We start from the raw sequence: 14,560 nt of genomic DNA, 5'->3' as shown, positions 1-14,560 counted from the left end.
CTCCGATGCGCTAAAATCTATAGACTCCTTCATCATGACTTTGCTGACGCGCCTGCTCGCTTTTGTTCGTGTACCATTGATTTACTTCCGTCGTGATCTTCGCTCCGCCCAGCCTGTTCCACTCTTCCACGAATCGATCGAAATCGGTAATGGGTCGGCCAAGAACAATGTTCACGAACGTATCGTTCTTCATATCTTCGAGCAACGACCACTTCTCAAGCATCGTCTCGGTAGGTGGTCCGACGAAGCTTTCATATAAAAGCTGATTGTTCCTCTTATATCGATCAAGTATGGCGAATGCACCGGTTGACCCGTACGTATGCTCCCAGCCCCAGCCTGTTATATTGTCATTATAAAGATAGAGATCTATATTTTTCTGAATAGCCCTCGCTTCGTCCTTAAGCACCGATTTATCTCCCGTTGCACGAGCCTCATGCAGCTGATAATAGGCGTTCAAATTTTTCAATGCAGGATAAGGGGTCACCGGTGAAATCTGCCATACCGGATACGGATTGCTATAGTAGGTTTCATACTGAGCGGTCTTTCCCCAGTTCTTCTCCAGATGGAGATTGAACAGTTTCATGATCGCCTCCGGATGCTCGAACCCTTTTCTTACGGCAAGAAACTGGTCGGTAGCGAATCGAAGCGGAACCTTAGCCAGCCCGTCCGAGTTGGATACGATCGGATAAGCCTGCCAGCGGGCGTTACTGTTCTTCGAATAACTTGCCTGCGCGGCAAAGGACGCCCACTGTTCACCATAGAACATCCCCACCTTGCCTGATGTAATCAGTTCGTTTGCTTTGTTGCCGTCCTTGAACATGAATTCAGGATCGAGTTGACCATCTTCATACATATCGCGAAGCGCATTCAGCGCCGTCTTAACTTCCGGTTGAATCGCCCCATAAGCTAATTGTCCGGACGGCTTGGCTATCCATATATTCGGGAATGCATCATAGCCTGCGACAAAGTCGGTCATTCCCATGATGGGGTCCCACAAATATTGCGTTATGGCAAGCCCGAATGTATCATTCTGACCATTGCCATCCGGATCGTCATGTGTAAACGCTTTCGAGATTTTCAATAAGTCATCCATCGTTCGAGGAGGTTTAAGCCCCAGCCGATCCAGCCAATCTGTCCGGATCCATAGAAACTGAGCAGCTTCAATGGAGGAGCCGGTCTCCGGTATTCCCATCAGCTTGCCATCAACGGTTGCAGACTCGAACGGCGCGCTTCCCTCCTGACTTAACACTTCCTTCGTGAACGGAGTAGCATATTCGTTATACACGCTCGTCAGATCTTGAATGAGTCCTGCATTGTTCAACTGCTGAAGCTGCTGCGCATTGACTCTGACCACATCGGGCAGATTGCCCGCTGCAAGCGCGACGCCTAGCTTCTCGTTATACAGATCGCCCTTGGCTGTCCAATCATATTTGATTTTAATGCCCAGCACCTGTTCATACAGACGGGTCCAAATATTGTTCTCCAGCGTGTCGCCTGGCATCTGTTCTAGCAGACCATCCAGACCGTCCCCCGTCTGCCGTACGAAAGTCAATGTGATCGGCGTATCGTATTTGCTTAATCCGATTTCTTGGTATCTAACTTCATCTTTAGTCTTCGTAGGCGGTTGTTCGTCGCTTGCATCCTCGTTGCTTGCGCAAGTTGCAAGCATCGGCACAAGCAGTATCGAGGTAACCATTAGGGTAAACCTGCTTATTATCGACATCCGCAATTTGACAGCCCCATTTCACATGTTTGATATTAAAGAATATCATTCCTATTATCCTGATGTCTTCCGCATAACACAATAAGCAATTTTTGCGTTCGTTACCCGATGTTTACGCATTTCTTATCAAATGACGTATAAAGGAGCTGCCCCATCGGACAACTCCTTCCACTTCAAAACCATTAACCTTTCGCACCGCCGATCGTCTTCGCTGAATATAGCCCCCGAACAAACCGATCAGCCCAGCCTTTATAACCGCTATTTGGCAGTCACAGCTTCTGCTTTCCGCTTCGCCTGCTCAGTTGTCCACTTCTCGTAGCCAGCTGTATTAAGCTTATCCAATTCCTTCCTGTAGCTATCCCAGAGGGTATCGAATCGATCGGGCGAGGACAGGACCATCTTCGGAAAATATTTCCTCGCAATTTCATCCTTCTTCGTCTCCCAGATTTGCTCTGGCGAGTTCCGCTCCTTCGCGAAGCCCCATGCCGGATACCATGGACGAGATACTGGCGCTGCGAACATTTCCGTATACGTTTGAACGCCGTATTGGTCCAGAATCGCTTTGTCCTTCTCCGTCAAGCTCATGCGGAACACTTCCGGCTGGTAGCCTACCCCCTTCGCATTGCCGCTCGCAAGAGTGGAATGCACGTCATAGCTTGGCCAGTTCCAACCGTAATATTTGAAGCCGAATTTATCGCTGAAGGGCCCGTCGATCTTCGCTATTTGTTCCTCCGTGCGGTAGAAGCGGCCCTTGTCGTTCACTTCGTAGGTTTCGCCTTGAATGCCCCAGCTAATGAGCGTTTGGTTCTCTTCCGTCAGCATGTTATCGAAGTATTGGATAATGCGCGCCGGATCATTAGCGCTGACCGTAATGCCGATACCGCGGTTCGTAACAGGACTAGCCTCTGCCGGGATATACGCATCGGCCGTATTCGCATCGAACGTAATCGGAAGCGGAAAATAGTTATAAGCGTCCATCGCCGGATCCTTGCGCGCTGCGTCCTTCAGCACATCAAGCGCGTTCTGCACTTGCCATCTGTAGTCGAAGAAACCAAGCACCTTATGCGAAGTCAGCTTTGCGATGTATTGATCATAGTTGTCAACGAACGAAGCTTTGTCGAACAAGCCGTTTGCATTCAGATCCGACAGCGTCTTGAGCCAGCGCTTCGTAGCATCTGAACTCGCATACGTCTTCGCTTCGAGTGTTATAGGATCAATCGTTACGTTTCCATCATTCGGATAACCGAGCAGATGCATCGGGGGGTTCGACGTTGTGAAGAAACGCCAATCGTCCGTCAGCGATACCATACCCGTCAGATCTTCGTCCTTATGCTTGGCAGCATAGTCGCCGATCAGCTTGATGTACGCATCCAACGTCTTGACTTTCGGATAGCCCGCTTCCTCCAAGACGCGGCGTTGCACCCAGAAAGCTGAGTCTGCTTCAGGGTCTGGTATGAATTCGCCGACTTGCGTCGAGATTGGGAGGTAGTACAACTTGCCGTCCTTCGCTCGCATTTGATCCATAACCGGACCATATATCCGTTTAATGTTCGGGCCATATTGATCAATGAGGTCGTCAAGCGGAATGAAAGCCCCTGCGTTCATAACATCTTCGAATGCAGCATCCGGAATGATGACATCCGGATAATCATTCGAGGCGATCATCGTGCCGATCTTCGTATTCAAGTCGCCGACCAGAAACTCCAGCTTGAAGTTGACGCCCGTCTGATCCTCGAGCATTCGACCGATCGTCGTCTCGTTCGTATTGCCATCCTTAGAGCCAGCCACGCCATTGAAAACAGTGAACGTAACTTTATCCTGATTTGTATCGGAACCGCCGCCTTCACTTGCGTTATCCGCTTTGCTGCTGCAAGCTGTTACTGCAGTCCATACGGTTACCGCCGCGAGACAAGAAAGGAACATATTTTTAATAGGCACTATACTTGATTCCCCCCCTCTCATTTCTCTTTGCGTACCTTACTTATTATTGAATTAGCCGTATCATCCGATGCCTGCATATTTATCGTTATCGCTCGGTATTCGAATCATAATTGCCGTGCCTTGTCCCGGACGGCTGTCCACCTCAAATAGGAAACGATCGCCATAAATCATTTTCCCTCGGTAGATCACATTCTGAATGCCGATCGAGTCCCCGAGCGTTTCATTCATATCCAAGTAGCGGTACAGCTTGTTCACCTGCTCCTCATTCATGCCGATTCCGTTATCGCGGATCTTGAATACTAAGTCCTCATCTTCACGGGCAATGCGGATATAGATCCGTCCGCCATGCTTCAGCGGCTCAATCCCATGAATGCTTGCATTCTCGACAAAAGGAAGAAACAGCATCTTCGGCAGCTCGCAATTGTATGCTTCAGGCTGTACATCGATCTCATAGATCAGCTTGTCCTCGAATCGGTATTTCTGAATCTCCAGAAAGCACAGGATGAACTCCAGCTCTTCCTTGACCGTCACCTTGTCCTTATTCCAAGCAAACGAGCTGCGGAACAGCTTCGCCATGTTATGAATAATCTTCGCCGTTTCTTTCTCATCCTTGAGCAGACTGCGCATCCGAATCGTCTCGAGCGCATTGAACAGAAAGTGAGGATTGATCTGGCTTTGCAGCGCATTGAGCTGCGCCACCTTGCGTTCGAGCTCGAGCGACTTCTTCTGAATATCGGCAACATATACATCGTCAATTAAAGTCCTGATCTGCAGCGTCATCCGATTGAACTCCAGCGTCAGCTGTCCGATCTCGTCTCGCGATTCCTCTTCATCGATCGATTCGAAGCTTTGCGTCTTCACCTTCTTCATATGCTTCAGAATCTGTACGACGCGCAGGTTAATCGAACGTGTGATGATTAGGATAATAGCGGTCGGAATAATGATCATGATGCAGCCCGACCACAGAATGAAGTCGCGCGACTTGCGCACTTCCTTGACGACTTCGCCCTCGTCGATCGTCCCGATGATTTGCCACCCGTTCAAGTAGCTTACATTGTTGAAGCTCTTCACGAATTCGATCGAGTGAGATGACTTCAAGTTAGAATAGAGCGGCTGTACGCGATCATCCCAGTGGACATCCGGATTTGTCGTGAATTCAATTTGACCGGACGGATTAACGAGATACATTTCGCCTTCCATATTCAGGTTCGCAATAATTTCCTTCAGATCGATCGTCTTAAAATCAATCTTCAGCATCTTCTCCGTAGACATCCGGTCCGCATAATAATCGAGGCGACGAACGAGTGAGAAGCTGATGAAATCGCCGTTCGCCGTCTTCGTCCGCATGAATACCGGCTGGGAACGTACGCTGGCCGCCCCCTGCTTATACCATTCCTCCGCTCGAATAGCATCGGACAATAAGCCGATATTGCCGGAGTGGAGAAGCGTTGGATTGGCGACATAGATCATAATGTTCTGCAACGACATCGTTACCGAACTGTAGCTGTTCATGATAGGGCGCAAGTAATTGTCGTATGCCTCCACATAGTCTTCAACGTGGTTGTAATCCCGGTCCAACGTCTCGTTCGTCGTATAATCCGAATAGAAGAAGGAGGATAAACCAACGGCATCGTCCACCTGTTCGCGAAAATCATTCTTGATCTGCTCGACCGCTCGATCGATTTCCTTCATGCGCCGATCTCGTACATTGTCCGTCATCGTGTTGTAGAACAAGTAATTCGTCACGATCATTGGGGTAAAGACGCATAGAAGATAAAGGAGCAGCATTTTATTACGTAACCGAATATTGTTCAGCAAACGATTCATGAGAAGTCTCCTAGCCTTGGTTGTTCATTCGATTGCGATATTCGGACGGCGTCACCTTCTCCAGCTTCTCGAATTGGGTCACGAAGTAATCCGCATTATTGAAGCCGACCCGCTCGGCGATCTCATAGATGCGAAGCTCCTTCTGACGGAGCAGCTTCTTGGCCTCTGCGATGCGAAGCTGGTGCAAATAATCATTGAAGTAGACGCCGAAGCTCTTCTTGAACAGCTGTCCGAGGTAAGCCGAATTCATGTAAAACTGCGCGGATATGCTCTTTAAGCTCAAGTTCTGATGGAAGTTGCGATCTACATAGCTCTTGATCTTCTGAATACTGCCCTTGCCGGAGGCACCGTAGAGCTTGCTGAATAATGCAGCGGCTTCAATAACGAACAATTCGAACAACCGCCTTAGCTCATTCATCGTAATGCTGTAATCATGCCAATTCATGACGGACTCCAAACTTTGAAGATCCTTCTCGTCTCCGTCCAGACCGCGAATCGACTTCACAAGATTGAGCACGCATTGCACGATTGCCGATTTGATCGCTTCCGGCGAGAAAGCCTGCTCCTGGAAGGTCGCGAACAGCCGCGCAATCGATTGCTGCATCGATGCAAGATTATTCTCCTCAACAGCCTCGGTCAACTGCCGGTAAATCTCGTCGTCCGGATATTTATAGTAAAGGCTTTGTCCCTCGACGTCAGCGAACAGAATAATCGGTTCGTCGGCCTTCATGAGCTTGAACTGCATCGCTTCCTTCGCCGTCATATACGACTGCTTCAGCTGCATCAAATCATTAACCGGCTTACCTGCAAATATGCGCCACGTCAACTGGAACCGCTCGCGAAGCCGGTGCAGCACACATTCGAGCATTCGACGCATGCTGCCGCCATGTATCGTCAGATCGACGTTCGGAATAATGGCGCCATAGCTTTGGCGATGGCTGTACAGCATAGTCTCAACGCTGGAACGAGCAGCGTCTTGAATAGCCGCACGTATACCATTGTGAACCATATCGTTCATCGGCATGACGTTACCGTTCCACGGAAGCACATCATTGATTTCAAACAGCACATAGGTGAAGCTCCGAGCGTCAGGCCACATCGAATTCCACAGTGTCAAATCAGTCTCCTTAAGTTCACCACGAATAAGGAGTTCCATCTGCCGCTCTTCCCGATGTTTGTTGACCTGCTCCTCCTGCGCCTTCTTGATGGACAGCTTTTCACGGATTCTGGCGAGCGCGTCCTTCAGCTCATCCTCATCGATCGGCTTCACCACATAGTCCATAACGCCATGCCGCATCGCCTGCTGCGCATAGCTGAAATCATGGTAACCGCTAATAATAATGAACGAAGAGCTCAGCTGTTCGTTCGCAGCAGCCTGAATGAGTCCGATTCCATCTAATATCGGCATCCGAATATCGGTAATGACCAGATCCGGATTCTTCTCCTTAATTAGAGCGAGCGCGTCTTCTCCATCATCAGCTTCTCCAATAATTTGAAAGCCGCTAGCTTCCCAATCCATTAATCCGATCAAACCTTTGCGAACGAATAACTCGTCGTCGACAATGATGGCGGTAAACATCTGCAGCACCTCGCTTGAATGGTGTCTCTACCCGCTTGCCCGGCAGATTGCTATAGTTTGTAGGGAAGAAACTACAATTTGTTCAATAATTACTGTGTTATGATGAAGGCAAACTCATATTCATCTTACATGGAGGATTAACCAATGGAAATGATCGCTTCCGGCGCCTATTACACCGGCCAATATCGCAATCTGTTCCAGGAAATCGGTTACACCGAACAGCAGATCAACGCTAGAATCGAGCAGACTTGGTCTGATTTATTCGACGGAGCTGAAGATGTCCGCATCTATTACCCGCTCGGTGACGATATGGGCTATATGCTCGATACGGGCAATCTCGACGTCCGCACCGAAGGCATGTCCTACGGCATGATGATGGCAGTCCAGATGAATAAGAAGGACGTATTCGACCGTCTATGGAAGTTTTCCAAAACCTACATGCAGCATACGGAAGGCCGATATAAAGATTACTTCGCTTGGCATTGCAAGCCAGATGGAACCAGGCTCTCGCAAGGTCCAGCTCCGGATGGCGAAGAGTTCTATGCGATGGCGCTGCTGTTCGCATCGAACCGCTGGGGAGACGGGCCCGCGCCGTTCGACTACGCGAATCAAGCTCGCATCATTCTGCGTGCCTGTCTGCATCAAGGCGAGCAAGGCGAAGGCGACCCGATGTGGGATGCGTCTACGAAGCTGATCAAGTTCATTCCGGAGTCGCCGTTCAGCGATCCTTCGTATCACTTGCCTCACTTCTATGAGCTGTTCGCCCTGTATGCCGATGAGCAAGACCGTCCGTTCTGGCAAGAAGCAGCGGCTGCAAGCCGCGCTTATCTGCACACAGCTTGTCACCCAGAGACAGGACTGTCGCCGGAGTATGCGAACTATGATGGAACGCCGGCTCCCGTGCAGCGGCACGGCGACTTCCGTCACTTCTTCAGCGATGCTTACCGCACCGCTGCGAACATCGCCATCGACTGGGAATGGTTCCGCCGAGACGAATGGCAGGTCGGACAATCGAACCGGTTGCAGCGCTTCTTCCGTAATATTGACGTTGCGGATTACCGCCGCTATCAGATCGACGGCACGCCATTCGAAGAGCTTTCGCTCCATCCGATCGGCTTGCTGGCAACGAACGCCGCCGCATCGCTCGCTGCGAATGGCCCAGACGCCGAACACTTCGTGCGTTTGTTCTGGGACACGCCGCTGCGTTCCGGAGAACGCCGCTATTACGACAACTGCCTGTACTTCTTCACCCTGCTGGCACTGAGCGGCAATTATCGTATTTACTAAAGTTTCCCATAAGTTTCACATCTGATACGACGAGCGCTCTCAGCCGCAACCGAGAGCGCTCGTTATTTGTTGTGCGCGAATTGGTGGTTCGATGTGAAAGATTGAAAACGCGTATAAAAACACGTTTTTATCCATTATAAAAAGAGTGTAACGCTGAAAGCAACACCCCTTCAACCCAATGATATATGGCTGTCTACCCTAAAAATTATAGCACTTTCGAAAAATAACTTAAAAAGCCCGATTCCATAATGGAATCGAGCTTCTCTCGTTCAGCGCACCAGCATTTACCCAGCATTGTTGTGCTGCCGCTTGCCTTGTCGGTCACTCTTGTCGGAACTACTCCTCGCCCAGCTTTAACGCTTGAGCAATCCGCATACGGGACAAGCGGCTGACGAGGATGTACAGACCGATCAGCATCATGGAGCCGATGATGGCGTATAAGTGCAAATAATCTCCAGTCGTTCGCACAATCTGGAACGGCGGAACCTGCGTCGCAGTCGAGAACGACATTTCGAATAGCGGCACATATAAATCGCTTGTCAGATTGCCAATCAACACCCCGATCACGATCGCTGCGCCTGAGGTTAGGACTTGTTCGCTCACTAACATCCCGGTAATCTGCGCGAAAGGAATGCCCATCGCACGCAGCACCCCATATTGCAGCGTCCGTCCAGACAACGTCAACACCCAGAACAGCAGGAAACCCAGGAAACAGATCAGCATCGAGATCACGAAGCCGAGCGTCATGACCCCGTTGATCGCGAGCCGGAACGGATCATTCATCGATTGGACAAGCTTCTGTTCCGTATCGCTTAGACTCTTGACAGGAACTCCCCGCTTCTCCAGCTGACTGTAGATTTGCTCGCTCGCAGTCCCATCCTTCAACTTCATCCATACTTCATACGGCTCCGTCGCAAGCCGCTTCTGGATGGTGCTCAGATGACCGACGACCAGATGCGGCATCTTCGGTTTGCCGTTATTGTCCGTAGCGAATCCGCTAGGCAGCGGATTCCAGGACGGCCAATAATCAATAATGCCATATACGGTGAACTGCGCCTGAGGCAGACCGTTCCAGAATAAGCGGATCGCATCGCCCGGCTTCACCCCGCTCTCATCGGCAATCGATCGGGACACAAGCACAGCCTGCGGATTAGGGGAAATCAGATTCAAATAATTATTGATGTGCGAATGCAGCAATCCATCCTTCATCCATGCCGTCTGGCCGAACTCCTTTGTGTCGATGCCTATTACCGTTGCATCCCCGCCCTTGCCGCTCTTGCGCTCGAAGAATATCGCGTCATCTCTGCGGAATACCCTCGCGGTCGACTCCACGCCAGCAAGCCCCTGAACCAGCTGATAGGGAGGCTCGGCATATTGAATTCGCTTCGCCCCGACCATTGCAGCGCCGGAGTGTTGTGCGACAACCCCTTCCGAGTCATTGTTCCACTCGGTCATAAGCACGACATCCGCACCGGAAGCGTAACGGATTTTGCTCTCCATATTATCATTGATCGTTCGCGCCGCGTTAGCGCTGAACAATCCTGTCGCTACGGTCATGATTAGAAACACTTTGATCGTAAGATATTGTCCTGACGAGCGACTGATCACCACGAGCGAATGATACAGCGCAGGCGACCACCATCTACGCCCCGCCACATAAATCAGTCGAACGAACCACGGATAGACTCGCAGGACGAGAAGCCCCGCCCCGAGCGCGAATACCGCAGGCATCAGGAACAACATCGGATCGATCTGGAAGCTGCTCGAATCGAGCGCCAGCTTCTTCAGATCCTCCTGCTGCTTGTTGAACGTATGCAACAGGTAGATCGCGAAGCCAACGAAGATGATATCCAGTCCTGTCTTGTGCCAGACGGACATTCGGGTCATTCGCGCCATTTGCCGTTTGTGGTCGACGATGGTCGCTCTCGACGCCAGCAAAGCCGGAATCAGAATGAGCAGGATCGCTGCGCCTACGGCGGAAGCCGCAATCCTGTAGGCACCGCTGCCGAGACTGACCTCCAGCGCCGACCGCTGAACGAAGGATAGAAAACCGTTCGAAGCACCTAACAGCTTCGTAATCATAATGCCGATCAGCGGGCCGAGAGCAAGCGCGCTTGCTCCGAGCAGGAGACCCTCCAGCGTGTAGACGAGCATAATTTGCGATCGGCTGGCGCCGCGGCTGCGAAGGACGGAAATCTCCGTCTTCTGTCGTTCAATGATCAGATTCGCAGCCATGTACAGGTAGAAGGCAAGCATCAACATAACCGGCGCGTAGAGCGACAGCATCATAATCTCCAGCTTCTGCTGCTTGCCCTGGTACGAGGCGACCGTATCGGTCACCGGAATGTTCACTTCTGCAACGCCTATCCCCGTTTGAAAATAACGCCGTACCGCATGATCCGCCGCAACGAATCGGTCGACCGCTTCAAGCGTCAGCTGTTCGAAATTCATCGCATAACGCCACTCGATATTCATGATCGTCGCCTTGCCGCCTTGCGTGAATTCGCGGTCGAACTGCTGCTCGGGAATCATGAAGCCGTCAACGACCTCATCGGTGCGAAAAGGCAAAAACGGATCCGCCTTCGGGTCCGTCTCCATAATGCCGACCGGAATGACGCGGAAACGCTGACGCTTATCCGACATCGATTCCACGACGAGCTCGTCGCCCATCCCTCGCTTCAGCTCGAACAGGAAGGGCTGCGTGACGAGCGCTTCAATAATGCCATCCTGCCGATCGGACGGCATCCGGCCGTCGATCAGGCGGACTCGCTTCTTCATGTCGGTAAGCGACCTGAAGCCGCCGATCGTATTCTGCCAACGCTTCTCCTCGTCTGTTGCGGTCACGCCATATATTCTCATTTTCTGCGTAAACTTCTGTTCATAGAACGATCTTGCCTCAATGCCCATCTGCTGCGGAATCGTCTTAACGAACGCCTCGGCCTCCGCAATCTTCCGCTTCGTCGCCTCATCCATCGCATGCGAAGACACCGTCGTGCTGATTTCGACCATCCCTGGATAGACCGACTTCTGGCTCTGCACCTCTTGCAGCTCTCGGACAAAGGTTCGCTGTGAAATCGCATTCGAATACAACGGCATGGAGCAGAACAGCGCCACGCATATCGTTAATCCAAACCATAAATTCAGCTGAAGCCATTTGTTTCGAGCCATTTTGCGTGCAATCATCGTCAACAAGCCCATCGGTTCACCTCGTATACACCCATATATAACTATAAAATACTGTTAAATCCATTTAGTTAAAACCTGTCATATGCTAGTTAATGCTGCTATCGGATTCCTAATTCACCCCTCTAGATCACCGCTATACCGCTTTAACGCCTCTTCCACTTTGTTGCCTTCTCTTATCGCTTGCAGCGGTTCGGGATCCGATTACGAATCGATGCGGCACTGCCCCAACTATTTCGTCTCGGCTCCAACTGCTTTCCATTCCCCCTCCAGCTCCATCGCATACCGATGCAGCGCCTCGCGAATCGGCTGGCCGTTATGGATGTCTGCTAGAGGCTTCGGACTATGCCACTGTGAGAAATAAGTCATCGGGAATGCTTCCTCATGCATATAGAGGATAGCCGGTACGGATCGCTTCATCGCTCTAAGGATGAGTGCCTTCCTCTCCTGACTGACGGGTACTGAGAATGGTTTCATGTTAGCCTGCAGCGTATAGTCGGCGATATCCGAATACAGAGCGTCCGTATCCTGCAGCAGAAAGTTCAGCAGCTTCATTGCCATCTCTTTGTGCTTCGACTGGGAGGGTATCGATAATCCGGATACCTGCGCTGGATTGATGCCGGTCGTACCTAAAGGCAGTCCGACGATTCCGAACCTGTCGTCACGCTGCGAGATCTCCTCGTAATTATTCGGATCGCTCACTACCGCGTAATCGACGGCAAGAGCAATCTCTCCATCCAGCAAATCAAAGGGCATCGCCGGCGGAATAATGTTCGCCACGATTTTCTCTCGATATTTCGTTCCGACACTAGCGAGCCACTCTACACCTTGCACCGTCTCATCACTATCCAAATAGCCGCTGTATGTAATCCCATCCGCCGCTGCAATTCGTCCGCCCTTCAAGCTTGCCGCCCATTCCAACGTATACGGGTTAAGCGGTATATAGACCGTCTCTCCCGCCGCCTTCAGTCTAACGATCGTATCGTTCAGCTTATCCAGGTCCCATTCTTCACTTGGCGTTTCTAGTCCAAGCCCCTGGAAAACCAACTTATTATAGTAAACAATCATCGGATTGATTTTGCTCTTCACACCTAAGACATAACCGTCATTAGAAGCGATTACATCGTCTTTAACAGCTGTTCGATTCAAATTCAAAGCTTCGATTCTGTCAAGCCGATATAACTCCTTCATCTGGTTCGGCACAAGCTCGACTATATCCGGAACGTCCTTCGCAGCTGTAAATAGATCGGTCGGCGTATCGCTCCGGATCCAACTCGTCCTCTTGGATTGATGGCTCGCATCCATGATGTTATAGTCTTGCACCCAGCGGATCGTAATGTCGGTATTCGGAAACAGTTGGCGGAATCCCTGGATGCGCTGAGCCATACGATGATGCTCGATGCCGTACATGGCGCCATTCGCCGCAACAAGTTGGACCGTTAAGGATTCATCTGCGGCATTTTCATCGACGTAACCACCTGCTTCTCTATCCGATGCCGCCATTCTGCAACCAGATAGTAGAACGAGCATCGACACAAGCATGCCGAGCACCGTTATTCTCAACAAACCGACACGAGGATGAACTCGATCAGGCGGATCGTTAGAATTCTTTATTTCCATCAGATCAATCTCCCTATTGCACAATTAAGAGGTGCCTCGCGACTCTTCCATCTGACTCGCGTATCGCTTCAACGCATCACGAATTGGCAGATGGTTCCGAATATCCTTCAATGGGCTGGGATTCCCACCCCAAATCAAAGTGAAGGACACTGCCGCATTGAATTCATGCATATACAAGGTAGCTGGAACAGAGCGCTTGGTTTCGTCAAGGATAAGAGCTTTCCTCTCTTCATCAGCCGGTTCATCCAGCTTGTCCTCGTTTGCTTCCATCGTATGCATAGCAATATCGGAATACAGCGATTCCTTATCCGATGTCAAATCTCGCAGCAGCTGCATCGCCAATGCTTGGTGAGTGGACTTGGAAGTAATCGAGAGGCCGGACACTAGAGCAGGATTGATTCCATTCGTTCCTGCAGGGAGGGCAGCAACCCCTATCTGCCCATTCGCCTGTACGATAGCTTCATAGCTATCCGTGGCGCCGGCATTGAAGCCATAGGCATACTCTACGGCCAGAGCATATTTGCCATCCAACAAATCATAAGGCATAGGGGCGAGCGTTTCCCCCTTCCATTCTCGATCCATATTCGTGTCGAAGTTAGCCAACCACTGGGCTCCCTTGACGGCATCATCACTATCCAAATAGCCGGTGAAGGTTGCCCCATCAGCAGCAATCATACGTCCCCCGAACAGGCTGACCGCCCACTCCAAAGTATAAGGAGAAACCGGAATGTATACGTCATAACCAGCGGATTTGAGTCTCGTAACAGCATCGCCCAGCTGTGCTGCATCCCATAGCTTCGTAGGCGATTCAAGCCCCAGCTGATGAAACACTTCCTGATTATAATAGACAACCATCGGATTGATCTTGCTCTTCACACCAAGCACATGGCCGTCGCTTGACGTAATAACGAAATCGTCTAGCGCAGATTCTTTTATATTCAGGGGCTCGATCTTTCCCAAGTTATATAAATCTCGCATTTGATTCGGAACCAACTCTACGATATCCGGCACATCCGCAGCGTCCTTGTACAGAGCAGACGGCACTTCCATTCGTTCCCAGGAGGGTTTGGGGATTCTGTCAAAATCATTCATCTTCCATCGAATCGTTACGCTTACATTCGGGTGTGCCTCAGCCCAACGCTTAATCTTCTGCCCCAGCAAATGATGGCCGTTACCCGCAGAGGCATTTATGGACAACAGTTCAATCGTCAGCGTCTGCTTCTCTGTTTCATCGAGCGTCTGCTCTGCAGTGCTGCTAGTTGATGAGCAGCCAGAGAGGCAAATGAGCAAGACTAAAAGTATGACCTTTAAGATATATTTCACATCAATCACCCTTTACTTGTTCCCTTCCTCCTCCATGGTTTGTTGTTTGTTGTTTCTGCTTTCTATCTCTGCGCACA

8 protein-coding genes are annotated in these 14,560 nt (G+C 50.6%); 1 reads left to right on the top strand and 7 read right to left on the bottom strand.

What is annotated here, in order from left to right:
* Positions 1–10: 10 nt before the first annotated feature.
* The 4 genes from SBI19_RS03035 to SBI19_RS03020 form a co-directional block, all read right to left on the bottom strand.
* Positions 11–1,696: an extracellular solute-binding protein gene (locus tag SBI19_RS03035; RefSeq protein ID WP_317964809.1), complete on the bottom strand. Its 1,686-nt coding sequence runs from the start codon at positions 1,694–1,696 to the stop codon at positions 11–13.
* 285 nt (positions 1,697–1,981) lie between these two features.
* On the bottom strand, positions 1,982–3,646 hold the full coding sequence (locus SBI19_RS03030; protein WP_483312234.1) for a type 2 periplasmic-binding domain-containing protein: 1,665 nt from the start codon (positions 3,644–3,646) through the stop codon (positions 1,982–1,984).
* A gap of 78 nt (positions 3,647–3,724) precedes the next feature.
* On the bottom strand, positions 3,725–5,491 hold the full coding sequence (locus SBI19_RS03025; RefSeq protein WP_317964805.1) for a sensor histidine kinase: 1,767 nt from the start codon (positions 5,489–5,491) through the stop codon (positions 3,725–3,727).
* 10 nt (positions 5,492–5,501) lie between these two features.
* Positions 5,502–7,070, bottom strand: coding sequence for a response regulator transcription factor (locus tag SBI19_RS03020; RefSeq protein ID WP_317964803.1), 1,569 nt, complete (start codon positions 7,068–7,070; stop codon positions 5,502–5,504).
* A 144-nt stretch (positions 7,071–7,214) separates the two neighbouring features.
* Between SBI19_RS03020 and SBI19_RS03015 the strand changes: the two genes are divergently transcribed.
* Positions 7,215–8,357 carry a family 8 glycosyl hydrolase gene (locus tag SBI19_RS03015; protein ID WP_317964801.1) on the top strand — a complete coding sequence of 381 codons (1,143 nt, stop codon included), beginning with the start codon at positions 7,215–7,217 and terminating at the stop codon, positions 8,355–8,357.
* Positions 8,358–8,693: 336 nt separating this feature from the next.
* Here SBI19_RS03015 and SBI19_RS03010 read toward each other — a convergent pair whose 3' ends face one another.
* The 3 genes from SBI19_RS03010 to SBI19_RS03000 form a co-directional block, all read right to left on the bottom strand.
* Complete coding sequence (locus SBI19_RS03010) at positions 8,694–11,555, bottom strand: ABC transporter permease (protein ID WP_317964799.1); 2,862 nt, start codon at positions 11,553–11,555, stop codon at positions 8,694–8,696.
* A 216-nt stretch (positions 11,556–11,771) separates the two neighbouring features.
* Entirely contained in the window at positions 11,772–13,160 is a 1,389-nt protein-coding gene (locus SBI19_RS03005) for an ABC transporter substrate-binding protein (RefSeq protein ID WP_317964797.1), read from the bottom strand.
* A 24-nt stretch (positions 13,161–13,184) separates the two neighbouring features.
* On the bottom strand, positions 13,185–14,483 hold the full coding sequence (locus tag SBI19_RS03000; RefSeq protein ID WP_317964795.1) for an ABC transporter substrate-binding protein: 1,299 nt from the start codon (positions 14,481–14,483) through the stop codon (positions 13,185–13,187).
* Positions 14,484–14,560: the final 77 nt, after the last annotated feature.

The organism is Paenibacillus sp. CCS19 (assembly GCF_033239625.1).
Classification (GTDB): Bacteria; Bacillota; Bacilli; order Paenibacillales; family Paenibacillaceae; genus Paenibacillus_T.
Note: the sequence above shows the minus strand (reverse complement) of the source record. Positions and strands in the feature narration are given on the sequence as shown.

Coding starts and splice junctions, on each gene's coding strand:
- SBI19_RS03035 (WP_317964809.1), bottom strand. CDS start 1,696: ATGGTTACCTCGATACTGCTTGTGCCGATGCTTGCAACTTGCGCAAGC.
- SBI19_RS03030 (WP_483312234.1), bottom strand. CDS start 3,646: ATGTTCCTTTCTTGTCTCGCGGCGGTAACCGTATGGACTGCAGTAACA.
- SBI19_RS03025 (WP_317964805.1), bottom strand. CDS start 5,491: ATGAATCGTTTGCTGAACAATATTCGGTTACGTAATAAAATGCTGCTC.
- SBI19_RS03020 (WP_317964803.1), bottom strand. CDS start 7,070: ATGTTTACCGCCATCATTGTCGACGACGAGTTATTCGTTCGCAAAGGT.
- SBI19_RS03015 (WP_317964801.1), top strand. CDS start 7,215: ATGGAAATGATCGCTTCCGGCGCCTATTACACCGGCCAATATCGCAAT.
- SBI19_RS03010 (WP_317964799.1), bottom strand. CDS start 11,555: ATGGGCTTGTTGACGATGATTGCACGCAAAATGGCTCGAAACAAATGG.
- SBI19_RS03005 (WP_317964797.1), bottom strand. CDS start 13,160: ATGGAAATAAAGAATTCTAACGATCCGCCTGATCGAGTTCATCCTCGT.